Here is a 24,079-nt window from a genome sequence, read left to right on the forward strand (position 1 = left end):
ACAAGTCTGCTTTCGACTCGTCTCCCCACCGTCGTGCCAGGAGGATCTTTGCTTTCCGCCTTCGTCTCGGCCCTCAGGACCCCAGACCTGAGGCGGAAGATCCTCATCGCGCTCGGTCTCGTTGCGCTCTATCGCATCGGTGCCGTGATTCCGTCGCCGGGCGTCGACTACGGGAACGTCCGAGCCTGTGTCGATCAGCTGTCGGGCGGTGACTCCGCGGGTATCTACTCGCTGATCAACCTGTTCTCCGGCGGCGCGCTACTCCAGCTGTCCATTTTCGCGATCGGCATCATGCCGTACATCACGGCCAGCATCATCGTCCAGCTGTTGACGGTCGTCATCCCGAAGTTCGAGGAACTCCGGAAGGAAGGCCAGTCCGGCCAGGCGAAGATGACGCAGTACACGCGTTATCTGTCGATCGCCCTGGCGATCCTGCAGGCCACCGGCATCGTGGCGCTCGCGTCGCGCGGCCAGCTGCTGCAGGGATGCCAGGAAGAGATCATCGCCGACAAGAGCATCTTCGGCCTCGTGATCATCGTGCTGGTCATGACCGCGGGCGCTGCTCTCGTCATGTGGTTCGGTGAGGTCATCACCGAGCGCGGTGTCGGTAACGGCATGTCCCTGCTGATCTTCTCGGGTATCGCGTCCCGCCTGCCGTCCGAGGGCAAGGCCATCCTGGACAGCCGTGGGGGACTGATCTTCGCGATCATCTGCGTCGCGGCCCTCGCCATCATCGCCGGCGTCGTGTTCGTCGAGCAGGGCCAGCGGCGGATCCCGGTCCAGTACGCCAAGCGCATGGTCGGCCGCAAGATGTACGGCGGCTCGTCCACGTACCTGCCGCTCAAGGTCAACCAGGCCGGCATCATCCCGGTCATCTTCGCGTCGTCGCTGCTGTATCTGCCGAACCTCATCGCGCAGCTCACCGGCGCCACGTCGTCCGCCGATCCCAGCTGGTGGCAGCGGATCATCAACGAGTACCTGGTGAATCCGAACAACCCGGTGTACATCGTCATCTATTTCGCGCTGATCGTGTTCTTCGTGTTCTTCTACGTCGCGATCACGTTCAATCCGGAAGAGCGCGCGGACGAGATGAAGAAGTTCGGCGGTTTCATTCCCGGTATCCGCCCCGGTCGCCCCACCGCGGACTACCTGAATTACGTGCTCAACCGCATCACCGTTCCCGGCTCGATCTACCTCGGCCTGATCGCGGTGCTGCCCCACTTCTTCCTGTCCGGAAGCCAGACCTCCAGCAGCATCTTCGGTGGTGCGGCCGTGCTGATTCTCGTCAGCGTCGCCCTGGACACGGTCAAGCAGATCGAAAGTCAATTGATGCAACGTAACTACGAAGGGTTCCTCAAGTGAGACTTGTCCTCCTTGGTCCTCCCGGTGCAGGCAAGGGCACCCAGGCCGCGATTCTGTCCGAGAAGCTCGGCGTCCCGCACATCTCCACGGGCGACCTGTTCCGCGCGAACATCGGCCAGGCCACCCCCCTCGGCCTCGAGGCGAAGAAGTACCTGGACGCCGGGGACCTGGTTCCCAGCGAGATCACCAACAACATGGTGAAGGCCCGTGTCGGCGAGCCGGACGCGGCCAACGGATTCCTCCTGGACGGCTTCCCCCGGACCGTCGACCAGGCTCAGGCACTCGAGGCGATCCTCGCCGAGCTGAACACCAAGCTCGACGCAGTGCTGTCCTTCATCGTCGACGAGGACGTCGTGGTCGAGCGGATGCTCGCCCGTGGCCGCGCCGACGACAAGGAAGACGTCATCCGCAACCGGCTCCGGGTGTACCGCGAGGAGACCGCGCCGCTGCTGGACTACTACAAGGACCAGCTGGTGACCGTCGACGCCCTGGGCGAGGTCGACGAGGTCAACGCGCGCGCACTGGCAGCGTTGGGTAAGTAATGGGCTTCGGGCGTAAGCGCAAGGTCGTTCCGTTCCGGACCGCAGGCGAGCTCGACGCAATGGCGGCCGCCGGTGCCATCGTCGGTGCGGCTCTGGTGGCGGTCCGCGAAGCGGCGAAGCCGGGTGTGAGCACGCTCGAACTCGACGAGGTGGCCGAATCGGTCATCCGCGGCGCAGGCGCCGTGCCCTCGTTCAAGGGCTACCACGGGTTCAGCGGATCGATCTGTTCGTCCGTCAACGATCGTGTGGTGCACGGGATTCCCTCGGCGGAAGACATTCTCGCCGAGGGAGACCTCGTCTCCATCGACTGCGGCGCCATTCTCGACGGCTGGCACGGCGACTCTGCGTGGACCTTCGGTGTCGGAGACATCATCGAAGCGGACCAGCAGCTCAGCGACGCCACTCGGCTGTCCATGGAGGCGGGGATCGCGGCGATGCTTCCCGGCAACCGCCTCACCGATATCTCCCACGCCATCGAACTCGGCACCCGCGCCGCCGAGGTGGCGCACGACCGTAAGTACGGCATCGTCGACGGCTACGGCGGTCACGGCATCGGCCGGGAAATGCACATGGAGCCGTTCCTCGCCAACGAGGGCGCTCCGGGCAAGGGGCCGCAACTGGTGGTCGGTTCCGTTCTGGCGATCGAACCGATGTTGACCCTCGGCACCACCGATACCGTTGTCCTCGAGGATGATTGGACCGTCGTGACCTCCGACGGCACCCGTGCCGCACACTGGGAGCACACGGTCGCGGTCACCGAGGACGGGCCGCGCATCCTGACCCTGCGTCCGGAGTAGCGGCCGCCCGCGGGTGCGGGCCTACACGTCGATGAGCAGCGTCACCGGACCGTCGTTGACGAGGCTGATCTCCATGTGTTCGCCGAATACGCCGGTCTCGACGGTCGCGCCCAGCGCGCGCAGGGCGCCGGTGAACTCGTCAACCAGTGGTTCCGCCACCGGCCTCGGCGCCGCGGCGGACCAGGACGGGCGCCGGCCCCGGCGGGTGTCCGCCATGAGCGTGAACTGACTGGCGACGAGCACCGGGGCGTCGAGGTCGGACGCGGACCGTTCGTCCTCCAGGATGCGCATGGTCCACACCTTCTTCGCGAGCAGGGCCGCCTTCGCCTCGTCGTCGGTATGGGTGACGCCGACCAGGACGAGCAGCCCGTGGCCGCCGGCCGGGGGAGTGATTCGGCCGACCTCCTCGCCGTCGACGCGGACCGACGCGGACGTCACTCGCTGTACCAGGGCGCGCACGCACACCATCCTTCGCATCGTGGCCGTGGGTATCGGAAGTCGAATTCTCGCCGGGCTTGCGGGTCCGTCAGGGACCGCATTTGGCCTGGTGAGCAATTTCCCGTAACATGGATCAACGGTGCGCTATGCGTGCCGGTTGTCTGCGTGCCCAGTGCCGGATTCGATCCGGATTGTTCATGTTTCGGCCGGTGAAGATCCCATTGGGCGCCACGGTAACGGAAACAGATGCAATAAGCACGCCAAACCACATGGATCGCGGAGGATATGGCTAAGAAAGACGGGGCCATCGAGGTCGAGGGACGAGTAGTCGAGCCGCTGCCCAATGCGATGTTCCGCATTGAGCTCGAGAACGGCCACAAGGTTCTCGCCCACATCAGCGGAAAGATGCGTCAGCACTACATTCGCATCCTCCCGGAAGATCGCGTTGTCGTAGAGCTCTCGCCCTACGACTTGTCGCGCGGACGCATCGTTTACCGGTACAAGTAAGGCTTCCCCGCCCGACCAGGTCGGGGAGAAGTACGTCCGCTGCGGCTCTGCGTAGTGGGCTGCCACAAAACAGGAGATCAGAAGACGTGAAGGTTCAGCCGAGCGTCAAGAAGATCTGCGAAAAGTGCAAGGTGATCCGTCGTAACGGCCGGGTCATGGTGATCTGCGAGAACCTGCGCCACAAGCAGCGTCAGGGCTAGATCTCCGCTTTTCGAGGATCTGCTTGGCAACAAGCAAAGATGACCTCCCAGCACCAGCCAGTACTCACGGCTTTCGAGCAGGTACTGGTTCACCCCCGGCACGGAGGCCGGGGCCCCACTGAGTTAGTTGAAGCATTGTCGGTCGCGAGACCGCCGACGTTTGAAGAGGCACAGGGGATGGACTGGGAGCAGACCTCCGCACACCGATAGGAAATGCCGACATGGCACGTCTCGCAGGTGTCGATCTTCCCCGTGAAAAGCGGATGGAGATCGCACTTACTTACATCTACGGCATCGGCCGTACCCGCTCCAAGGAGATCCTGGACGCCACCGGCGTCAGCCCGGATCTTCGGAGCAAGGATCTCTCGGACGAGGATCTGGCCAAGCTCCGCGAGTACATCGAGGAGTCGCTGAAGGTCGAGGGTGACCTTCGCCGCGAGGTCCAGGCCGACATCCGACGCAAGATCGAGATCGGCTGCTACCAGGGCCTGCGCCACCGTCGTGGTCTGCCCGTGCGTGGTCAGCGCACCAAGACCAACGCCCGCACCCGTAAGGGTCCGAAGCGCACCATTGCAGGCAAGAAGAAGGCGAAGTAATGCCCCCCAAGTCACGTAGCACCGGTCCGAAGAAGACCCAGAAGGCGCGTCGCAGGGACAAGAAGAACGTCCCGCACGGCGCCGCTCACATCAAGAGCACGTTCAACAACACCATCGTGTCCATCACGGACCCCGCCGGAAACGTGATTTCCTGGGCGTCCTCGGGACACGTCGGCTTCAAGGGTTCGCGTAAGTCGACCCCGTTCGCCGCTCAGCTGGCCGCCGAGAACGCAGCCCGCAAGGCGCAGGAGCACGGTGTCAAGAAGGTCGACGTCTTCGTCAAGGGCCCCGGCTCCGGCCGTGAGACCGCGATCCGCTCGCTTCAGGCCGCTGGCCTCGAGGTCGGCACCATCTCCGATGTCACCCCCCAGCCGCACAACGGCTGCCGTCCGCCCAAGCGGCGTCGGGTCTAGCGGGAAGGATAGGTAGAAGAAAATGGCACGTTATACCGGACCCATCACCCGCAAGTCGCGTCGTCTGCGCGTCGACCTCGTTGGAGGCGACCAGGCGTTCGAGCGTCGTCCCTACCCGCCGGGCCAGCACGGCCGCGCGCGGATCAAGGAGAGCGAGTACCTGCTCCAGCTGCAGGAGAAGCAGAAGGCTCGCTTCACCTACGGCGTCATGGAGAAGCAGTTCCGCCTGTACTACAAGGAGGCGAACAACCGCCCCGGTAAGACCGGTGAGAACCTGCTCCGCATCCTGGAGTCGCGTCTCGACAACGTCGTGTACCGCGCCGGACTGGCTCGCACCCGCCGCCAGGCCCGTCAGCTGGTCACCCACGGCCACCTCCTTGTGAACAACAAGAAGGTCGACATCCCCAGCTACCGCGTCTCCCAGTACGACATCATCGATGTCAAGGACAAGTCGCTGTCCACGCTTCCCTTCCAGGTTGCGCGCGAGACCCAGGGCGATCGCCCGATCCCGGGTTGGCTGCAGGTTGTCGGTGGACGTCTCCGGGTTCTGGTTCACCAGCTTCCCGAGCGTGCGCAGATCGACGTTCCTCTGCAGGAACAGCTCATCGTCGAGTACTACTCGAAGTAGGCCTGACGGCTCGTGCGCCTTTCCGGTAGTTCCGACTACCGGAAAGGCGCACGGGCACGAAGTGCCTTTCCCATCGTGGGCGTCAAATAGCGGACGCCCGTACAGGAGGAAATCCAATGCTCATTTCTCAGCGACCCACGCTGACCGAAGAGGTCATCGCTGACAACCGCTCGAAGTTCGTCATCGAGCCCCTCGAGCCAGGCTTCGGGTACACCCTCGGCAACTCGCTCCGCCGCACGCTGCTCTCGTCGATTCCCGGCGCTGCTGTCACCAGCATCCGCATCGACGGCGTTCTGCACGAGTTCACCACAGTTCCCGGTGTGAAGGAAGATGTCACCGACATCATCCTGAACCTCAAGGGCCTCGTCGTGAGCTCCGAAGAGGACGAGCCGGTCACCATGTACGTCCGCAAGCAGGGCCCCGGCGCTGTGACCGCAGGCGACATCGTGCCCCCGGCCGGCGTCACCGTGAACAACCCGGATCTGCACATCGCCACCCTGAACGACAAGGGAAAGCTGGAGATCGAGCTCGTCGTCGAGCGCGGTCGCGGCTACGTCCCCGCCGTCCAGAACAAGGCGTCCGGCGCCGAGATCGGCCGTATCCCGGTCGACTCGATCTACTCGCCGGTGCTCAAGGTCACCTACAAGGTGGAGGCCACCCGCGTCGAGCAGCGCACCGACTTCGATCGGCTCGTGCTCGATGTGGAAACCAAGAACTCCATCACCGCTCGGGACGCGCTCGCTTCGGCGGGCAAGACCCTGGTTGAGCTCTTCGGCCTGGCCCGTGAGCTGAACGTCGAAGCAGAAGGCATCGAGATCGGCCCCTCGCCCGCCGAGGCCGATCACATTGCTTCGTTCGGACTGCCCATCGAGGACCTGGACCTGACGGTCCGTTCCTACAACTGCCTCAAGCGCGAAGGTGTTCACACCGTCGGTGAGCTTGTCGGCCGTACCGAGTCCGATCTGCTCGACATCCGCAACTTCGGACAGAAGTCCATCGACGAGGTGAAGGTCAAGCTGCATTCGCTCGGCCTGGCCCTCAAGGACAGCCCCGCGTCCTTCGATCCCACCACCGTTGCCGGCTACGACGCCGCCACCGGGACGTGGAGCGACACGGACGCCGGTTCCTTCGGTGATGCCGAGGGCACCGAGGACTACGCCGAGACCGAACAGCTGTAGCTCACGGTCCTTTACTAGGAGATCATCATGCCCAAGCCCAAGAAGGGTGCCCGCTTCGGCGGGTCGGCTTCGCACCAGAAGGCGATCTTCGCCAATCTGGCTACCGCGCTCTTCGAGCACGGCCGCATCACCACCACGGAGTCCAAGGCCAAGGCCCTGCGCCCGTACGCCGAGAAGCTCGTCACGCACGCCAAGGCCGGAACCCTGGCTCACCGTCGCGAGGTTCTGAAGGTCATCCGCAACAAGGATGTCGTGCACACCCTGTTCGCGGAGATCGGCCCGTTCTACGCCGATCGTGACGGCGGCTACACCCGCATCATCAAGACGGTCCCCCGCAAGGGCGACAACGCGCCGATGGCGATCATCGAGCTCGTCAAGGAGAAGACCGTCACCTCCGAGGCCGACCGCGCTCGTCGCGTGAAGGCATCGAAGGATGCGCCGGCTGCTGCTCCCGCCGAGGAGAACGTCGTCGAGGCCGTCGAGGCCGAGGCAACCGACGCCGAGGTCGAGAACGCTGACGCCGTTGTCGAGGCCATCGAGGACGAGACCGCCACCGCGGCCGACGCCCCCGAGGCCGAAGAGGCCAAGAAGGACTAGTCCACTTGGTTTCGGCACACGCTGAATCGAACGGGCCCGTCGTCCCCCCGAGGGACGGCGGGCCCGTTTCGTATGGGACCCGTCGCTTGCGCCTGGACATCGCGTACGACGGAACCGATTTCTCCGGGTGGGCCCGCCAGAACGGGCTGCGCACGGTGTGCGGGGAGATCGAGGAGAAGCTCGGCGCCGTCCTGCGTACACCGTTGCAACTCACGGTGGCGGGGCGCACCGACGCCGGGGTCCACGCCACCGGACAGGTGGCGCACGTCGATGTTCCGGTCGACGCCCTCCCTGACGACCCATCCCGGCTGGTCCGCAGGCTCGCGCGGTTCCTGCCGAAGGACGTGCGGATCAAGCGGATCGCCTTCGCGCCCGAACACTTCGATGCGCGGTTCTCCGCGATGCGCAGGCACTACGAATACCGGCTGACGTCGGCGGCCTACGGCGCCGATCCGCTCCGAGCCCGGGACACCGTGTCGTATCCGAAGGTTCTCGACCTCGAACTCATGCGCTCGGCGTCCGCGACACTGCTGGGTCTGCACGACTTCGCGGCGTTCTGCAAACGCCGGGAAGGCGCCACGACCGTCCGCGATCTCCAACGTTTCGACTGGGAGCGCGACGGCGACGTGTTCACGGCCTTCGTCAGCGCCGACGCCTTCTGCTGGTCGATGGTGCGCAGTCTTGTCGGTGCGGTTCTCGCCGTGGGGGAGGGGCGCCGCGACCTCGGCTGGATCGAAGGACTCCTCCAGGAGAAGTCGCGGTCGAGTTCGATCCTGGTGGCCCCGGCGCACGGACTGACCCTGGTGCGCGTCGACTACCCGGACGACGCGGATCTGGCGGCACGCAACAAGATCACCCGGGACGTCAGGACCGTGCCGGGCGGCTGCTGCGGCGACTGACCGGAACCTGCGGAGTCGATCACCACCGCGGTAGCCGAGGCGCCAGCACCTACGATGGCTCCGGAAGAGAAGGAGCCTGTTCATGACCGCAGTCGCACCCGTCCGGATCGAGATCATCATCGGATCCGTCAGAGTGGGCCGGATCGCTCCCGTCGTCGCCGGCTGGTTCGCCGAACGTGCTCGCGCCTACCCGGGGCTGGACGTGGGCATCATCGATCTCGCCGACACGCCGTTGCCGCAGGATCTCGGCGCATCCCCCGCGACGGACGAATTCCGGGAGCGAGTGGGCAGAGCCGACGGGTTCGTGGCCGTCACCTCCGAGTACAACCATGGTTACCCTGCAGCGCTGAAGACCGCGTTCGACAGCGTCAAACACGAATGGCGCTCGAAGCCCATCGGTTTCGTGTCGTACGGCGGGTTGGCCGGCGGGCTCCGGGCAACCGAACAGCTGCGCCAGGTGGTTGCCGAATTGCACATGGTGTCGGTGCGGCAGAGCGTGAGTTTCCACCAGGTGCGCAAGCGATTCGACGACCAGGGGCAGACGACCGACGGCGCCGCCATCGACTCGGCGGACCGCATGCTGGCGCAGCTGGCATGGTGGGCCGCCGCGGTCCGCGTACAGCGCGGAACCACCCCGTACCCCGGCTAGTAGGCCCAGGAAGAGTCGTTGCCCGGCAAACGAATTCCGCGCGGACAGCGGTCACATTCACAGGTGAATGCGATCAACCCGGGCACACAACGATTGGGAAGAAACCCAGGAACGCTACCGCAAAGGTCTTCAACCGAGACTCCTCGCCGCGCAGAGCATTCGGCGCGTAGCTCAGATCCCCGGACCAATTCCGAGTTCCGGCACCCAGCGCCGCGTTCACCGATGAGCGGCCAGCACTGCCGCCAGGCCTTCTTGCAGGTCCTTGACGAAATACTCGGGAACCTCCAGCGACGGGAAATGTCCCCCGATTTCGGGCGACCTCCATCGGACGATTTGTCGGTACCGCTCCTGTGCCCAGGGACGCGGACACTTCTCGATGTCGCGGGGATACATACTGATTGCTGACGGGACGTCGACCCGAAGTTCGGGGTCCAGCGAGTTGTGGCTTTCGTAATAGATGCGGGCCGACGATGCGCCGGTCCGCGTCAGCCAATACAGGGTGACGTTGTCGAGAACGCGGTCTCTGGAAATCGTCTCGAACGGGCTGTCTTCGGTATCTGTCCACTCGGCGAACTTGTCCAGGATCCAGGCAAGAAGCCCGACCGGTGAGTCGACGAGCGAGTAGCCGATGGTCTGCGGTCGGGTCGCCTGCTGCTTCGCGTACGCCGCGTGGTGGCGCCAGAAATCGCGGGTTTCCTCGGTCCATTTGCGCTCGGCCGCCGTCAGCCCGTCCGTTGTCAACCCGGGCGGTGCCTCCGCGAACGTTGTGTGGATGCCGAGAACGTGCGCCGGGAACCTGCCGCCGAGAACCGTGGTGATATTGCCTCCCCAGTCGCCGCCGTGGGCTGCGAACTTGCTGTAGCCGAGCCTTCCCATCAGTTCCACCCATGCGGCTGCGATCTTTTCGGTTCCCCACCCGGTGGTGGCCGGCTTGTCGCTGTATCCAAAGCCCGGCAGCGATGGAACCACGACGTGGAACGCCGGCGCGTCTGCATCTTGCGGATCTGCCAGCTCGTCTACGACATCGACGAACTCGGCAATGCTGCCTGGCCAGCCGTGCGTCACGATCAGAGGAGTGGCATCTGCGCGCGCGGATCGGCGGTGCAGGAAGTGGATTCCCAGATCATCAATGGTCGTGCGGAACTGGCCGATACGGTTGAGGCGCTCTTCGAACGACCGCCAGTTGTACCCGGTGCGCCAGTAGTTCACGACATCGACGAGGTCGGCGAGCGGAACGCCCTGTTCCCATCGGCGAGGGTCGGGCGCGGCGTGATGGACCGTCTCGGCCTCCGGTAGCCGCGCCGCGGCTAATCGCGTGCGCAGATCGTCGAGTTCAGCGTCTGTTGCGTGGGCTTCAAATGCTTGCACGTCGCTGGTTGGACGGGGCATGAGACCTCCTGGCAATCGTGGAACCGGATACAACCTTTCGCGAACCGTCTAAGACGGTTCTAGCATGTCCGATCACAGGGTGCAACCTGCTAAGGTGGTTCCATGCGAGCCGAGTTTCCTGACTTTCGCCTCGGAAACGTGCTAGCGACCAGCTTTACGGCGACTCTGACGGAGCGGCGCGGCAACGCTCTAGAGCGCATTCCCACGCCGCAGCGACTCGTCGACTGGCTGGCAGTGAACGGCCTCGCCGTGGAGTCCTGCACCACCGCCCAGCTCGAACTCGCTCGGGAACTGAGGGAGTCAATTCACGCCGCCGCGACAGCGGCCGCGATCCAGGACTCTCTCCCTGCGTCTGCTGTCCAAGTCATCAATGACTGCAGCGCTCAGGGTCGGGCCGCGGCTATCCTGACGCCGGAGGGTAAGCGGCGATGGCGACTCAGCTCGGCTTCCTGCGTGGAAGATGCCCTCAGCGTGATCGCCGCCGACGCGATCAGCATCATCGCAGGCGAACGAGACGGAAAATTGGCCCTGTGCGCATCGCCAACGTGCCAAGCCGCCTTCTTCGATACCAGTCAAAGTCGCACCCGCAAATGGTGTGACATGAACACGTGCGGGAATCGTCAGAAGAAGGCGCGCTTCCACGCCAACCAGCGCAAGGACGGGACTGCCGCACGGACGGGTGGCATCTGATCTGGATTGCCCGGGAGGGCGGGCCTGGAGGGAGGGAATCGGATTCCGGGGCCTAGTGCTGGTGGACCGGCACGTACTCGTCCACCGCGCGAGGCCGGCCGATGAACGCCGTCTCGGACGAGATCGTGACCAGCATCAGTTCGATGCTCGTCCCTCCGGTCGACAGAAGAATGCGATCGCCCAGAGCATTCGGCTGGACTATCGACAAGTCCGGTTCGGCACCGGGCCACTGGCTCGGTTCTCCGTAGAGATAGATCGCGGTGACCCCGGCGCGGGGCGGCAGCGCGTTGACGCCGTCGAACACGACCGTGTTGAACCTGTTGTCGGACTGCGGATTGTGGCCGGCGATCCGCAACCGGTCGGGTGTGGCGATGGAGTCGATCAACGACGACCACGCGTCGGGCCGATCGGTGTGGATGAGCACCCGGGCGCCGGTCGCGACGGCGCGGAACACCAGTTGCTGGGCGAGATACAACTCGCCCGCCACGTAGACCATGCCGACGCCGGGACCTGCGATGCGGGCGGTGATTCCGTGCCCGTGGTCGTCGGAGCCGATGAGCTGGCCGCACCCCGCAGGCGGCAACTGCAGCGCACGCAGGTCCTCGACGGACATGTCGGTCAACGGCATCACGTCGTCGAGATCCGGCATCGCGACGGGGAGATTGGACAGCAGTCCGTCCCGGTGCCTGCCCCGCATCGAGACGAGCCCGGGAATCGTGAGCGACTCGGGCATCGTCCGGGTGGTGACCCGGCAGGCCGCGCCGACCTTCACCTGACCGTCGTGTCCGCTGGGGCGCAGCCGGATCGTCACGGTCGTGCCGAGGCTCGACGGAACCCAGAGCTTCGCGAGCAGGTCTCGTGTCAGGTAGCGCGGATCGACACCGTAGCCGGTGTTGCACACTCCGGGCAGCGGTGCATGCTGCCACGTCTCCGTGAAGGTCTTCGGATCGACGCCCCGACTGATCTGCAGCGCTGCGGATTCGATTTCCGGTGCGGTGAGAATGCGCGCGCGGCAGCCGGAATCGGCCAGTGCACGCACGACGCGGCTTGCCGCGATCGTGATCGCGCGCGACGCGCCTTCTTCGCCGCCGCCGCGCCGCGCCGCTGCGACAACACTCTGGGTGGCGTCGAATCGCAGGGCGACCCAGACCATCCGGGTCGCGGTCGCCGGGAGCGGACCGACCAGCCTGTCGTACACATCGGTGGCGGGGGAGCCGGCCGCGGCACGATAACCGTGGCTGACGATGTCGATCCCGCTCAGCGAGATGTCGTGCTGCACGAGACACGCGGCGAGCGCGTCGGTGGGAAGTTCGTGCGTCGTCTGGAATCCGTCCCGGGTGATCTGCGTGAGGCTCCCCGCAGGAGGAAGGACCTCGACGACGGCGACCACGCCGCCGCCGTCCCAGCGGAGCCCGACGGATTGGCCTGTCGGTGCCTGGAAGCTGACGGTGCGAGACTGCGTCCGACCGGGTTTGGTGCAATATCGCCAGCACGTCCGGGCCCAATCCACGCTCGACCAGCCGCCCACGCGGACGAGCGCAGCAAGAACGAGGACGACCGCGACGACGACGGCGCCCCACCACACCAGCCCGCACAGCGAGGCCGCGACCCCGCCGGCCACTCCCAGAAGTTGCGCCACGATCATCTCGGTCGCCGAGAACCGAAGAGACGACGGCCGGCGTGTGACGTGCGAACGGTCCATGGTTCCTCCCCCGAATACCTGAACCCAGCAGACCCGTACCCGTCCGCCGTGAAGATTGTCGATGGAACTGTACTGTGTCACCCCGAGCGCTGTGCAGCACGGGGGAGGAACAATGGCTGTAACACCCACCACGCGGTGGCAGGTCAACGGGTATCGCTTTCTGGTCAGACGGATGGAGCACGCCCTGGTGCGTCGCGACGTCCGAATGTTGCACGACCCCATGCGGTCGCAGTCGCGCGCACTCGCGGTGGGGGTCGTGATTGCGTCGCTCGGACTCGCCGGCTGCGCCGCGCTGGCACTGTTCCGTCCGCAGGACAAGATCGGCGACGCGTCGATCGTCGTCGGTAAGGATTCGGGCGCGATGTTCGTCGTCATGGGCGACACCCTCCGTCCCGTGCTGAATCTCGCGTCTGCCCGGCTCATCGTCGGAAAGCCCGAGAATCCCGTGATCGTCAAGGAATCCGAACTCGACACCCGCCCCCGCGGTGCCCTCGTCGGGATCCCCGGCGCGCCCTCTGCGCTGCCGGCGGGAGACCCCGCCGCGATGACGCCGTGGACGGTGTGCGACTCGATCGGGGCCGACGGAAATCGCTCCGTCACAACATCGGTCATCGTCGGCGAGACGGAGAGCTCCGAGGGTGGCGGGACCCTCACTGGAGATCAGGCGCTGCTCGCGTCGACCCCTGATGCGTCGTACCTGATCTATGACGGCAAGCGGGCCAGGATCGACCTCGACGATCCGGCGGTCACCCGCGCGCTGGGCCTCGAAGGCGCCCGGCCACGCCCGGTGAGCAAGGGTTTCGTCAACGCCGTCCCCGAAGTGCCGCCGCTCGCCGCGCCCGTCGTCCCGGGGGCCGGGAGCAGCCCACGGTATCCGTTGCAGGACAAGGTCGTGGGATCCGTCTTCCAGGTGCTGATCGGCTCCGAGACCACGCATTACGTCGTCCTCCGCGACGGAATCCAGAAGATCAGCTCGGCTGTCGCGAACCTGATCTTCCTGTCGGACTCGCACGGCGACACCGAGATGTCCAGCATCACGCCCGACGCGATGAATCGGATCCCCTCCGTGGAGCGGATTGCGGTGGACAGCTTCCCGGAGTCGGCGCCGAAAATCGTCGATGCGTCGGAAAGCCCCGTGAGCTGCCTGTCGTGGCAGCCACTCCGTGCACCGGACGAGTCGAGCGCGAGCGGTCCGGCGGCCGAGCTGTCCTTGGTAGCGGGTCGCACCCTTCCGATTCCCGGCGACGCTCGCGCGGTCGAGTTGGCCCAGGCGGACGACGCGGGCGACAACGCGGATTCGGTGTACGCGCAGCCGGGTACGAGCGGTTTCGTGCAGTCGACCGGCATCGAGCCTACGAGCACGCGACGCGACAGCAGCTTCTTCGTCGCGGACACGGGAGTCCGGTTCGGTATCCCGGATGGCGACTCCGCCAAGGCGTTGGGTGTCGACGGCGCTCGCCCTCTCGCACCGTGGCAGATTCTCGGCCTCCTGGCGCAGGGCCCGGCGCTCGGGAAGTCGTCGGCGCTCGTCGCGCATGACGGAATCGCCCCGGACGCAGCCCCGGCCGCTGTCGCGTCGGGGTCCAACTGAGCAGGTTCGGTCAGCGCCGACCGGTCGCCGACTGGAACCGGCGGCGGAGGGGGAACGACGCCAGGACGCCGAGCACGAGCAGCGCGCCCAGCGTCGCTGTTGCCGCGACAGCGACGTTGCGCGGTCGATGATCCGGGGGAGCAGCCGCCGGGAGCGCCTCGACCGCGACGGAAGTCGACTGATCGACGGTGGCACCGTCGAGGGGAACGTCAGCGGTGACTGCGGCCAGCGGATCGATGATCCCGTGCCCGACAGACGTATTCCACCCCTCCGCCGGCGCATGCGCTGTGGCCTCGATCCGGGCCATGACCTGTTGTGCGGACAGTTGCGGGAACCGTGAGCGGACCAGCGCGACGGTCGCCGAGACGTACGGCGCTGCGAAACTCGTGCCCTTTACCGGCTCCGCGTTGCCTTGCACGCCGTACGTCGTATTCGTCAGGTCGCTGTTAGTCGGATGCAGCGAGGTCAGACCGGATCCCGGAGCTGCCACGTCGACCCACGGGCCGGCCAGGCTGAACTCGCTCGGTGATCCGTTCGCCTCGACGGAGCCGACGGTCAGCACGTAGTCGTCGTACCAGGCAGGACTGGCGATGGTGCTGACGGAGTCCCACAGATCGGCGCCGGGACGGAGGGGATCGTGTGCCGGATTCTGAAGCGTGCATTCTCCCGAACCGAAGTTCCCTGCCGCCGCGACCACCACGGCGTTGTGCACCGTGACGGCGTATTTCACGGCCGACCCCAGATACCGGTCGCCATCGCCGATTCCCTCGGCGGCGGTCTTGCACGCGACCTCGGAGATGTTGATGACCGTGGCGCCCGAGTCGGCTGCACGCCGGATCGCCGTCGCCATCGTGGCAACGTTCCCGTATCCGCCGACCGAGTTGCCCGCGTTGTCGACCTGATCGGCCTGGCCTGCGGCGTTGTACGCGCTACTCGTCTGCCGGACGGACAGGATCCGGGAATCCGGTGCACCACCGGCGAAACCGGAACCGGGAACCTGCGCGGCGCCGATCAGCCCGGCGACGAGCGTGCCGTGCGCGTCGCAGTCGACCGTGCCGGTCTCCGTCCCCACGAGGTCACCGCCGTCCATGAGGCCGGGAAGTCGCGGATGCGGGGAGACGCCGGTGTCGATCACCGCGACGATCTGACCGGCACCCCGGGTGATCGGCCAGACCGATTGAAAGTCGAGATCGCGCTGGGCAACCGGAATGTCGGGGCCGTCCGGCACGCGCACAGCGTCTTTGCACGGCCGGCGTTTCTCGACCTTCGTGCTGTCCTTCGGTGGAATGAGCCCGGCGTCCACGGGAGCGGGCACGACAGCAGAGGCGCCGCCCTGACCCACGGCGGCGATGACCGCCACGACCGCGGTGGCCAGGACGACGCGGATGAGCCGGCGCCTCACAGTCCACGCATCAGCGAGTAGAGACCGGTCACCCAGCACACCAGCGGAACGATCGACGCGATCACCGCCAGATCGATGAGCTCGGCCACCCGTCGCATCACGGGGGAGAACGTCTGGCGAGGGGCGAGGATTCCCAGTACCAGCCCACCGACGGCGAACAGGATCGCGACGGCGAACGACGCGATCGCGAAGTCGGGCACGGCAACGGCTGCGGCGATGAGCAGCAGAACCAGTATCGTCACCCCGCCCGCGATCAGCGGTACCGCCTGCTCGGCGCTGCTGTACGTGCGTCCCCGGAACATCAGCACGGCGGCGGTGGCGACGGCGAGAGAGAGCCCGGGCCAGAAGATTCCATCGGACACACCGGGTTGCGCCGCGATGAGGGCGCCGATCACGGCGAGTGCTGTCATCGCGCCGACCAGACCGGTGAGGTACTTGCGGGCGCGTGCCGCGCGCTGTGCCAGCGAGTCGAACGACGGCATCGTCACCTCGTCGTCCGGGTCGTCCTCGGACGGATCGACCGAGGTGCCCGGCGCCGGGACGGGAGGCAGTGGAAGTTTCGCCAGGAGTATCGCCACCCGGGCCGAGAAGGCGAGTCCGATCAGCGCCGCCGCCACGACACCCGCGCCGACAGCGGAAACCGGATTGCCGAACAGAGTCGCCACGAGGGCGGCGAGCGAACCGAACAGGGACGACACCGACAGGGCCGTGAACAGTCGTAATCCGACACCGCCCAGTCGCAGCGCAAGAACGGCGGTGGTGCCCGCCAGCACGAGTCCGAGGAGCAGGTGCGGAGCGCCGAGATCGCCGGGCACGAACAGCATCCCCGCCGCGAACGAGAGGGGAACGGCGCATCCGCTGAGGACGACAGAGCTTGCCGCGTCGCCGTAGAGGCGACCGGTGACCGCGCCGGCGATCAGGAAGAGTAAGGCCGTCGCGAGTGCACACCCCGCCCCCAGGAATCCTCCGGACCCCGCCCCGGACCACAGCAGCGCGAACGATCCGACGACGGTGCCGAGCACCGCGGCGACGGAGCCCACGACCCGTGCGGAACCCCGGGTCCACTCACGGTCGCCTTCCGCGTCGGCGACCGCCACGTTGTACATGATGTCGTCGAACAGCGGCGGCGGCGCACTGGCGTGCACGCTCTGCAGTACGAGGAGATCGCCGTCGCGGATTCCGTGCTCGTGCAACGTCAACGTGGTCGAGAGCGGCGAGTGCCCGATCTTCGCGAGCACCCACTCGCTGGGTTCGTACTGTTCGAGCGAGTCGTCGAAGTCGTTGGCACTGCGATGGGTGCGGATGGTGTCGACGATGCCCGGAACGAGGATGGCCAGCGGCACACCGAACGGCACGGCCATGTCGACCTGCGAATGCGTCGACAGGACGGTGATCCGGCAGAGATCTGCTGCGGCACCGGGACGGGTGGACGAGGCGGATCCCCGCGATTCGTCATGCGTGATGGACACTGCGATTTCCCCCAACTCTGCGACGCACAACCCCATCTGCGCCGTTACGACACCGATCGACGACCGGTCACAGATCGTCATCCGATTTGATCACCGGTGACCTTACGACACGGCGGACGCCGCCTCCAGTGTCCGGCAGGGCGCGGACCTTCCCTATGCCCGCTCGCCCCTCATGGGTTAGTGTCTGACTTCGCGGATCGAGCCCAGGGGGGCGACCCGGAGTTCCGGGATCGGATCGGCTGCACGGTTTTTTCGGGGCGGTTGTAGTCATGGGGGGCGAGTAGTGAGCACTATTCGGTTCGTGCGCAAGGCGCGACGGGAAGTCCCGCGCATTCCGGGCGGCGAAGTGAGCCTGCAGGCTCCGCCCGAGATTCCACGCCTGGTACCGGGAAACCTTCTGACCAAGCTCCTTCCCGTGGTCATGGTCGTCGCCATGGTCGGGATGATGGCCCTGATGTTCTCGTCGGGCATGGCTCGCAATCCGATGTCGATGCTCTTTCCCGTCATGATGATGGTGTCGATGCTCGGCATGCTGGCCGGTGGCGGCCGCGGCGGCCCGAAAGCGGCGGAGGCAAACGAAGACCGCAAGGACTACCTGCGCTACCTCGATCAGTTGCGCCGCGACGTCGACGAGACCGCCGAGCAGCAGCGAAAGGCGCTCGACTGGAGCCACCCCGAGCCCGGCCTGCTGTGGACCATCGCAGGCACGGCGCGTATGTGGGAGCGCCGCGTCACCGACCCCGATTACTGCCACGTGCGCGTCGGTCGGGGCAGCCAGCGCCTCGCAACCCGCCTGATCGCGCCGGAGACCGGACCGGTGGAGGATCTGGAACCGGTTGCCGCGGTGTCACTTCGTCGCTTCGTCCGCGCGCACTCCGTCGTTCAGGATCTGCCGACCGCGGTGTCGCTACGCGGCTTCGCGGCCATCTCCGTGGAAGGGGAACGCGGTACGGCACGGTCCCTGGTGCGGTCGATGCTCATGCAGTTGTGCGCATTCCACGGCCCGGACAATCTTCTGGTCGCCGTCGTGTGTGGCCCCGACACCGAGCACGAGTGGGACTGGGCCAAGTGGCTGCCGCACGCGCAGCATCCCGATTCGTCGGACGGTGTCGGTTCTTCCCGCATGATCTATGGCTCGATCCTCGAACTCGAATCTTCGCTCGGCCCGCAGCTGTCGATGCGTAACCGATTCTCGCGCAACGCTCCCGCCGCCCCCGGTGTCCCACAGTTCGTCATCGTCGTCGACGGGGGAATTCTCGAGGGCGAATCGGGGATGATCACCGACGGCGGGGTCGACTCGGTCTCCGTTCTCGACATCAGCGGCTTCTGCCCGCGACTGACGGCCACGCGAGGACTCCAGTTGGTGGCGCAGGACGGATCCCTCGGCGCCCGCAGCGGAGCCGGCGTGGAGATATTCGCGACAGCCGACCTCGTCAGCGCTCATCAGGCCGAGACGCTGGCCCGGCGACTCGCGCCGTACCGGACGGCGTCGCAGACTGCGGTGGACGGGGGCGACGACGATCAGCCGGTGCAGACGTGGAGCCAGATGCTGGGAATCGGCGACGTCGGCCGTCTCAACCCGGATCACGCATGGCTGCCCCGCCAGGGCCGCGACCGGCTGCGGGTCCCGATCGGTGTCGGAGTGGACGGTCACCCGGTCGAGATCGACCTCAAGGAGTCGGCCGAGAACGGCATGGGGCCACACGGTCTGTGCATCGGAGCCACCGGTTCGGGGAAGTCGGAGTTCCTGCGGACACTGGTGCTCGGCCTGATCGCGACGCATTCGCCCGACGTGCTCAACCTCGTCCTCGTCGATTTCAAGGGCGGCGCCACGTTCCTCGGCCTCGAGGACGCGCCGCACGTCGCCGCGGTGATCACCAACCTGGCCGAGGAACTCGCAATGGTCGACCGGATGCGGGACGCACTCGCCGGTGAGATGAACCGACGTCAGGAACTTCTGCGTTCCTCCGGGAACTTCGCGAACGTCACCGAATACGAGAAGGCTCGCCAGGCGGGCGCCGACCTCGACCCGCTGCCCGCACTGTTCATCGTCGTCGACGAATTCTCCGAACTACTCAGTCAGCAGCCCGAGTTCGCGGACCTGTTCGTCGCCATCGGCAGGCTCGGCCGATCGCTGCACATTCACCTGCTGTTGGCGAGTCAGAGGCTCGAGGAGGGCAAACTGCGGGGGCTCGACAGTCACCTGTCGTACCGCATCGGTCTCAAGACGTTCTCGGCCAACGAATCGCGCACTGTGCTCGGCGTCCCGGACGCCTACCACCTGCCCGCGACCCCGGGCGCCGGATACCTCAAATGCGATTCTGCGGAGATCGTCCGCTTCCAGGCCTCGTACGTGTCCGGTACCTACGAGGGTGGACGGGAAGACAGTGTCCGACGGCCGGGTGAGGCGGCTGTCGAGCTGCGGCCCAAGATCTTCACGGCCGCACCGGTCGCGCTCGATGTCGTCGAGATCCTCGACGAACCACAGTCGCTCCACCTGGCCGAGGAGCCGACGGAGATCCGCACCACCATGGAGGTGGTGGTCGAACGGATCACGGGTCGCGGACCGCGAGCTCACGAGGTGTGGATCCGGCCGCTCGACGCCGCGCCTAGCCTCGACCAGATGCTGCCGAAGTCTGTTCTCACCGAACCGGTTCCCGCGCTGAGCTCGCTGCGTACACCGATCGGAATCATCGACAGGCCCTACGACCAGAGGCGCGACCCCCTGATCGTGGATCTGTCCGGATCTACCGGCAACATGGCGGTGGTGGGTGGGCCGCAGTCGGGCAAGTCGACTGCGATTCGCACGCTCATCACGTCGTTGGCTGCCACCCACTCCGCGGAGCAGGTGCAGTTCTACTGCCTCGACTTCGGTGGCGGCACGCTCGCCGGACTGTCGGGGCTGCCGCACGTCGGTTCGGTCGCCAACCGCCTCGACGTCGATCGGGTGCGTCGCACCGTCGCTGAGATGAACACCATCGTCCGTCAGCGCGAGGAGCGTTTCCGCGAACTCGGGGTCGAGTCGATGGCCGAGTTCCGGCGACTGCGCGCCACCGATCCCGGCAGCCGCGGCGCGGCGGCCGGGGTCGCGCAGGATCCGTTCGGAGACGTCTTCCTGGTGATCGACGGTTTCGGCAGCATTCGTCAGGACTTCGAGGCTCTCGAACAGCAGATCACCAACCTTGCATCCCAGGGGTTGTCGTACGGGGTGCACGTCGTGCTCACCGCCTCACGGTGGGGCGAGGTCCGGCCGGCGCTCAAGGATCAGCTCGGCACGCGGATCGAGCTGCGCCTCGGTGATCCCTCGGATTCCGACCTCGGTCGCAAGACCGCGGCACTCGTTCCCGAAGGCCGACCGGGACGCGGCATGACCCGCGACAGCCTGCATCTGCTCGTCGGGTTGCCGAGGATCGACGGGAGCTCGGATACGACCGACCTGGCATCCGGTGTGGCGCAAGCGGTGTCGTCCATCGCCGCCGCGACACACGGCCGGCCCGCCCCGGCGGTGCGAATGCTGCCCGCACAGATCGCCCGCGACGACGTGCTCCATGCGGCCGGGGGGTGGCCGTCCTACCTCGATCCGGCGCAGGCATGTCTGCAGATTCCGATCGGTCTCGACGAGGCCGAGTTGGCTCCCACGTTCCTGAACTTCGCCGAGCAGCCCCACTTCCTGGTGTTCGGTGACACCGAATGCGGCAAGACGACGCTCCTGCGCAACATCTGCGAGGGCATCATGGCGTCGAACACGAGCAAACAGGCGAAGATCATTGTCGGCGACTACCGGCGCACGATGCTCGGCGTCGTCGAGACGGAGCACCTGGCGTCGTATGCGCCGTCCGAGGACGTGCTGACGACGAACATGAGGGACCTCGCGATCCTGCTGAAGGGGCGCATGCCGGGCCCCGGGTTCAATCGCCAGCAGCAGCGCGACCGATCCTGGTGGTCGGGACCCGAAGTCTTCGTCGTCATCGACGACTACGACCTCGTCGTGACCTCGAGCGGTAACCCGGTCGCCGCGATCGTCGAATTCCTGCCGCACGCCCGTGACATCGGTTTCCACCTGATCATCGCGCGCCGCTCCGGCGGTGCGGCACGCGCAATGTACGAGCCGGTCATCGCGCGTTTGCGTGATCTGCAGTCGACTGGCCTCGTGATGAGTGGCAACCGGGAGGAGGGCAATCTCATCGGCACCGTTCGTCCGAGTGCGATGCCTCCCGGGCGCGGAACGCTGGTCAACCGTGCGGGTACCGGCCTGATCCAGCTCGCGTGGATGCCCCCGCTGTGATGTCGGCGGTCGCGATTCATCTCACTGAATCCGGCATGTGGTCCTGCGCTCGAGGCGTGACGACGGCAGCTCACGAGATGACGCCGCTCTGGTTCGTCGACGACGAGTACGTCGACGTCGACGGCGGAGTTCTCGCGGTATCCGACGCCCTGGCAGGGGTGTTCCGGTCTGCGATCGATAGTGCGGGGGAAGTTGTGCCGATCGCGACGGCCGTACTTTCACACCCGACGGAGTGGGGTTCCGCGAGGCGGAACGTGCTGTCCGCCGCGGGGTCGCGCGTTGCCGCCGACACGGTGCTGGTTCCCGTTGCCGTGGCGGCGGCCGAGGGTGCTGCGGTGTCAGGTGGCCGATGGATGGTGCTCGAAGGCCGGACCGTGGGGGCAACGGCCAGTTACGTGGTCGGCGAGGTCGGCGGATACCGGGTCGTCGAATGCGAGCACGACCCGGCGCTCTGCGCCGACGAGGGGATCGACGAGTGGGCGACAGCGATCGTGGAACTCGGTGCGCGAGCCCGCGGTGATCGGCCGGTCGACGGAATACTCCTGACGGGCGTCGGAGAGTCGCAGGAGCGCACATCGATGCGTGACGCCGTGGTCGCCCACGCGTCCCCGAATGCCGACGTCCGGATCGTCACCGGTGAAGAGATCGCGCGCGCACTCGCGTCCAGCGTGGTCGAGGCTGCAGACGAGCCGGCGGCGATGACTGTGCCGCAGGCGAACTGGCTCGAACCGGCGCTGCAGGGATCGGAGCGCGGTGACCGACGGAGCACGCGGCCGACGTTCTTCGCAGTGGCCGCGGTGCTGGCCGTCGTCGTCGGAGCTGTTCTCGTCTTCACTCTTCGCGAGCCCGACACCGGCACCGAATCCGTCCGCGCGCTCGACGCGAGTGCGACACCGGCGGCTCAGACCACGACGCGCAGTCGCGCGTCCGCCCCGACCACCACCACTACCGCCACTGCGGCAGTACTGGAGGTGGGCGGGTTTCGCGTGACACTGCCGAGCGGATGGAAGGAGCGCACTCCCACCGCGTCGTCGTCTTCCGGCGCCCGGGTGGAGCTGATGCCTGCAGGCGGCGCCGACCGGCGAATCATCATCACGCAGAACGCGGTTCGAGAGGGAGCCGGATACGACGAGGTTGCGGCGACGCTCGCGGCGAAGATTGCGCAGCGCGGCCGTCCCGAGCTGTTCGGAGAACTCGAGCGCGACGTCGTGTTCGGCGGTCGACCCGGCATCGCGTACAGCGAGTTTCCCGACGAGAGTTCCGTGGTGCGTTGGCACGTTCTCGTCGAGCGTGACCTCCAGGTGAGCGTCGGCTGTCAGTTCCTGGCGGAGGAGTGGGAGTCGATCGAGAGCGTGTGCGAAGAGGTCGTGCGGTCGCTGGTGATCGTTCGGTGACCCCGTCTCTTTCGCCGAAGAATCTTCCACCGCGGTGGAACCGATTGGGCGGCTGATGCGTCCAATCTTGTGTAGGGGTGAATGCGGGCAGTCCAGAGGGGGCCGCCGCACCGAGAACAGAAGGAGTCACAATGGCGGGAGTTGTTACCGATGTCGGCCAGATGGAGGTCGCGGCCAATCACGTGCAGACGGTGAACAGCCAGCTGCAGGGCACGATCAACAGTCTCAAGGGCCGCTGCGAGGAGTCGTCTTCGGCCTGGCAGGGTGGGGCTCAGGCGGCGTTCATGGAGCTGATGGCTCGGTACGGAGATGCTGCGCGCCGTATGCAGGACTCGCTGGACGAGATTGCGGTGAAGATCCGCGAGAACGGCAAGGGATACGACGCCGCCGAGCAGGCCAACCAGGATGCGATCCATGCGGCCGGAGCTTCGGGATCGCTCGACATCTGACGCCGGCGCCGAGAACAATTACCACGCTCGAGGGGAGCACCGAATGTCTTCATTGAAGTACGGATTTGCCGAGTTGCAGGCGCTGGCGAGCGACATCAAGTCGAACGAAGCGAAGCTGCGCGAGACGCACGACGAGCTCCGGGGCTACGTCAACGGGCTCGTGGCGCAGTGGGAGAGCGGTGCGCGGGAGAACTACCAAGCTGTGCAGGCGAAGTGGGACAACGCCCACGAGGATCTGCTCCAGGTTCTGCAGACGATCTCGAAGGTCGTCCAGGACGGCGCCGTCGACATGCAGACTGCAGAAGACCGGAACGCCACGGCGTGGCTCTGATCTTCGCGTGACACGTCGCGTGCCCCAGCAATCCACGATTGCTGGGGCACTGTGGTCTCCGGCAGTCGGTCAGTCGGCAGGTGGTATCAGCCGGCTGAGGACGACGCTGCTCTTGGTCTGAAGGACGGCCGGCTCCGACCGCAGATTCTCCAACGTGCGTTCGAGGTGTGCCGTGTCGGTGGTGCGGACGCGGAGGAGGGCGTTGGCATCGCCGGTGACGGTGTAGGCCTCCTGAACCTCGGTGTGACGGGACACGATCCGTGCGATCTCGACAGCCGAGGTGCGACCGCTGCAATACAACTCGACGAAGACCTCGACGCCGTGGCCGAGAGCACGCGGATCGAGCGCCGCATGGAAGCCGGTGATCACTCCGGACTCGACCAGTCGATCGACCCGACGCTTCACGGCGGGTGCGGAGAGCCCGACCTCGGCGCCGATGGTGGCGAAGCTGGACCGTGCGTTGCGTTCGAGCCGCGCAACGATCCGCCGATCGAGCCCGTCCAGACGCAACGAATCATCCATACGATGGAACGCTAGCGCATTGATCAGCCCTTTTGGTGGGTGGATACTG

Annotated in this window: 24 protein-coding genes; 18 read left to right on the forward strand and 6 right to left on the reverse strand. The window is 66.3% G+C overall.

Features of this window, described 5'->3' with window-relative positions; genetic code table 11:
• Nucleotides 1-48 precede the first annotated feature (48 nt).
• Genes secY through map form a run of 3 tightly spaced genes read left to right on the forward strand, consistent with a single transcriptional unit; the run spans nucleotide 49 to nucleotide 2,701 of the window.
• A complete protein-coding gene (gene secY, locus QM841_RS17975) occupies nucleotides 49-1,362 on the forward strand; it encodes a preprotein translocase subunit SecY (protein ID WP_005239668.1) in 1,314 nt (437 codons plus the stop codon).
• A complete protein-coding gene (locus QM841_RS17980) occupies nucleotides 1,359-1,904 on the forward strand; it encodes an adenylate kinase (RefSeq protein ID WP_009479373.1) in 546 nt (181 codons plus the stop codon). The genes secY and QM841_RS17980 overlap by 4 nt, the downstream gene beginning before the upstream one ends.
• Nucleotides 1,904-2,701 carry a type I methionyl aminopeptidase gene (gene map, locus QM841_RS17985; protein ID WP_280782638.1) on the forward strand — a complete coding sequence of 266 codons (798 nt, stop codon included), beginning with the start codon at nucleotides 1,904-1,906 and terminating at the stop codon, nucleotides 2,699-2,701. The genes QM841_RS17980 and map overlap by 1 nt, the downstream gene beginning before the upstream one ends.
• Nucleotides 2,702-2,722: 21 nt before the next feature.
• Here the strand turns inward: map and dtd are convergent, their stop codons facing one another.
• On the reverse strand, nucleotides 2,723-3,160 hold the full coding sequence (gene dtd, locus QM841_RS17990) for a D-aminoacyl-tRNA deacylase (RefSeq protein ID WP_280782639.1): 438 nt from the start codon (nucleotides 3,158-3,160) through the stop codon (nucleotides 2,723-2,725).
• A 264-nt stretch (nucleotides 3,161-3,424) separates the two neighbouring features.
• Between dtd and infA the strand changes: the two genes are divergently transcribed.
• From infA to QM841_RS18035, 9 genes are all read left to right on the forward strand, one after another.
• Nucleotides 3,425-3,646, forward strand: a complete 222-nt coding sequence (gene infA, locus QM841_RS17995) for a translation initiation factor IF-1 (protein WP_003418601.1) — start codon at nucleotides 3,425-3,427, stop codon at nucleotides 3,644-3,646.
• A gap of 86 nt (nucleotides 3,647-3,732) precedes the next feature.
• Complete coding sequence (gene rpmJ, locus QM841_RS18000) at nucleotides 3,733-3,846, forward strand: 50S ribosomal protein L36 (protein WP_003938068.1); 114 nt, start codon at nucleotides 3,733-3,735, stop codon at nucleotides 3,844-3,846.
• Between the two features lie 221 nt (nucleotides 3,847-4,067).
• Nucleotides 4,068-4,442, forward strand: a complete 375-nt coding sequence (gene rpsM / locus QM841_RS18005; RefSeq protein ID WP_005239677.1) for a 30S ribosomal protein S13 — start codon at nucleotides 4,068-4,070, stop codon at nucleotides 4,440-4,442.
• Nucleotides 4,442-4,855 (forward strand): 30S ribosomal protein S11, encoded by a 414-nt coding sequence (gene rpsK / locus QM841_RS18010; protein WP_005239680.1) that lies wholly within the window; start codon nucleotides 4,442-4,444, stop codon nucleotides 4,853-4,855. The genes rpsM and rpsK overlap by 1 nt, the downstream gene beginning before the upstream one ends.
• A 22-nt stretch (nucleotides 4,856-4,877) precedes the next feature.
• Nucleotides 4,878-5,483, forward strand: coding sequence for a 30S ribosomal protein S4 (rpsD, locus tag QM841_RS18015; protein ID WP_005239683.1), 606 nt, complete (start codon nucleotides 4,878-4,880; stop codon nucleotides 5,481-5,483).
• 116 nt (nucleotides 5,484-5,599) lie between these two features.
• Nucleotides 5,600-6,661 carry a DNA-directed RNA polymerase subunit alpha gene (locus tag QM841_RS18020; protein WP_005239684.1) on the forward strand — a complete coding sequence of 354 codons (1,062 nt, stop codon included), beginning with the start codon at nucleotides 5,600-5,602 and terminating at the stop codon, nucleotides 6,659-6,661.
• Between the two features lie 27 nt (nucleotides 6,662-6,688).
• Nucleotides 6,689-7,258 (forward strand): 50S ribosomal protein L17, encoded by a 570-nt coding sequence (gene rplQ / locus QM841_RS18025; RefSeq protein ID WP_005239685.1) that lies wholly within the window; start codon nucleotides 6,689-6,691, stop codon nucleotides 7,256-7,258.
• An 86-nt stretch (nucleotides 7,259-7,344) separates the two neighbouring features.
• Nucleotides 7,345-8,157: a tRNA pseudouridine(38-40) synthase TruA gene (gene truA / locus QM841_RS18030; protein WP_280782640.1), complete on the forward strand. Its 813-nt coding sequence runs from the start codon at nucleotides 7,345-7,347 to the stop codon at nucleotides 8,155-8,157.
• Between the two features lie 82 nt (nucleotides 8,158-8,239).
• Complete coding sequence (locus QM841_RS18035) at nucleotides 8,240-8,806, forward strand: NADPH-dependent FMN reductase (protein WP_280782641.1); 567 nt, start codon at nucleotides 8,240-8,242, stop codon at nucleotides 8,804-8,806.
• A 216-nt stretch (nucleotides 8,807-9,022) separates the two neighbouring features.
• Here QM841_RS18035 and QM841_RS18040 read toward each other — a convergent pair whose 3' ends face one another.
• Nucleotides 9,023-10,195 carry an epoxide hydrolase family protein gene (locus QM841_RS18040; RefSeq protein WP_283332980.1) on the reverse strand — a complete coding sequence of 391 codons (1,173 nt, stop codon included), beginning with the start codon at nucleotides 10,193-10,195 and terminating at the stop codon, nucleotides 9,023-9,025.
• Nucleotides 10,196-10,297: 102 nt separating this feature from the next.
• Between QM841_RS18040 and QM841_RS18045 the strand changes: the two genes are divergently transcribed.
• Nucleotides 10,298-10,885 (forward strand): CGNR zinc finger domain-containing protein, encoded by a 588-nt coding sequence (locus QM841_RS18045; RefSeq protein WP_283332981.1) that lies wholly within the window; start codon nucleotides 10,298-10,300, stop codon nucleotides 10,883-10,885.
• Nucleotides 10,886-10,937: 52 nt separating this feature from the next.
• On the opposite strand, the gene eccE is transcribed toward QM841_RS18045, so the two are convergent.
• Nucleotides 10,938-12,587, reverse strand: a complete 1,650-nt coding sequence (gene eccE, locus QM841_RS18050) for a type VII secretion protein EccE (RefSeq protein ID WP_283332982.1) — start codon at nucleotides 12,585-12,587, stop codon at nucleotides 10,938-10,940.
• Between the two features lie 112 nt (nucleotides 12,588-12,699).
• Here eccE and eccB point away from each other — a divergent pair, with 112 nt between their 5' ends.
• On the forward strand, nucleotides 12,700-14,178 hold the full coding sequence (gene eccB, locus QM841_RS18055; protein WP_283332983.1) for a type VII secretion protein EccB: 1,479 nt from the start codon (nucleotides 12,700-12,702) through the stop codon (nucleotides 14,176-14,178).
• A gap of 10 nt (nucleotides 14,179-14,188) precedes the next feature.
• Here eccB and mycP read toward each other — a convergent pair whose 3' ends face one another.
• Nucleotides 14,189-15,580, reverse strand: coding sequence for a type VII secretion-associated serine protease mycosin (mycP, locus tag QM841_RS18060; RefSeq protein WP_283332984.1), 1,392 nt, complete (start codon nucleotides 15,578-15,580; stop codon nucleotides 14,189-14,191).
• On the reverse strand, nucleotides 15,577-17,049 hold the full coding sequence (gene eccD / locus QM841_RS18065) for a type VII secretion integral membrane protein EccD (RefSeq protein ID WP_283332985.1): 1,473 nt from the start codon (nucleotides 17,047-17,049) through the stop codon (nucleotides 15,577-15,579). The genes mycP and eccD overlap by 4 nt, the downstream gene beginning before the upstream one ends.
• Nucleotides 17,050-17,332: 283 nt before the next feature.
• Between eccD and eccCa the strand changes: the two genes are divergently transcribed.
• The 4 genes from eccCa to QM841_RS18085 all read left to right on the forward strand — a co-directional run bounded on the left by eccCa (nucleotide 17,333) and on the right by QM841_RS18085 (nucleotide 23,508).
• Nucleotides 17,333-21,334, forward strand: coding sequence for a type VII secretion protein EccCa (gene eccCa, locus QM841_RS18070; RefSeq protein ID WP_283332986.1), 4,002 nt, complete (start codon nucleotides 17,333-17,335; stop codon nucleotides 21,332-21,334).
• Between the two features lie 56 nt (nucleotides 21,335-21,390).
• Complete coding sequence (locus QM841_RS18075) at nucleotides 21,391-22,728, forward strand: type VII secretion-associated protein (protein WP_283332987.1); 1,338 nt, start codon at nucleotides 21,391-21,393, stop codon at nucleotides 22,726-22,728.
• A 131-nt stretch (nucleotides 22,729-22,859) separates the two neighbouring features.
• Nucleotides 22,860-23,177: a WXG100 family type VII secretion target gene (locus QM841_RS18080; protein WP_144286073.1), complete on the forward strand. Its 318-nt coding sequence runs from the start codon at nucleotides 22,860-22,862 to the stop codon at nucleotides 23,175-23,177.
• 43 nt (nucleotides 23,178-23,220) lie between these two features.
• Nucleotides 23,221-23,508 (forward strand): WXG100 family type VII secretion target, encoded by a 288-nt coding sequence (locus tag QM841_RS18085; RefSeq protein ID WP_283332988.1) that lies wholly within the window; start codon nucleotides 23,221-23,223, stop codon nucleotides 23,506-23,508.
• A 69-nt stretch (nucleotides 23,509-23,577) separates the two neighbouring features.
• Here QM841_RS18085 and QM841_RS18090 read toward each other — a convergent pair whose 3' ends face one another.
• Nucleotides 23,578-24,030 (reverse strand): Lrp/AsnC family transcriptional regulator, encoded by a 453-nt coding sequence (locus QM841_RS18090; protein WP_005239716.1) that lies wholly within the window; start codon nucleotides 24,028-24,030, stop codon nucleotides 23,578-23,580.
• Between the last annotated feature and the right edge of the window lie 49 nt (nucleotides 24,031-24,079).

The sequence above is a fragment of the Rhodococcus sp. IEGM 1307 genome (genome assembly GCF_030056915.1).
GTDB classification, from domain to species: Bacteria; Actinomycetota; Actinomycetes; order Mycobacteriales; family Mycobacteriaceae; genus Rhodococcus_F; species Rhodococcus_F opacus_D.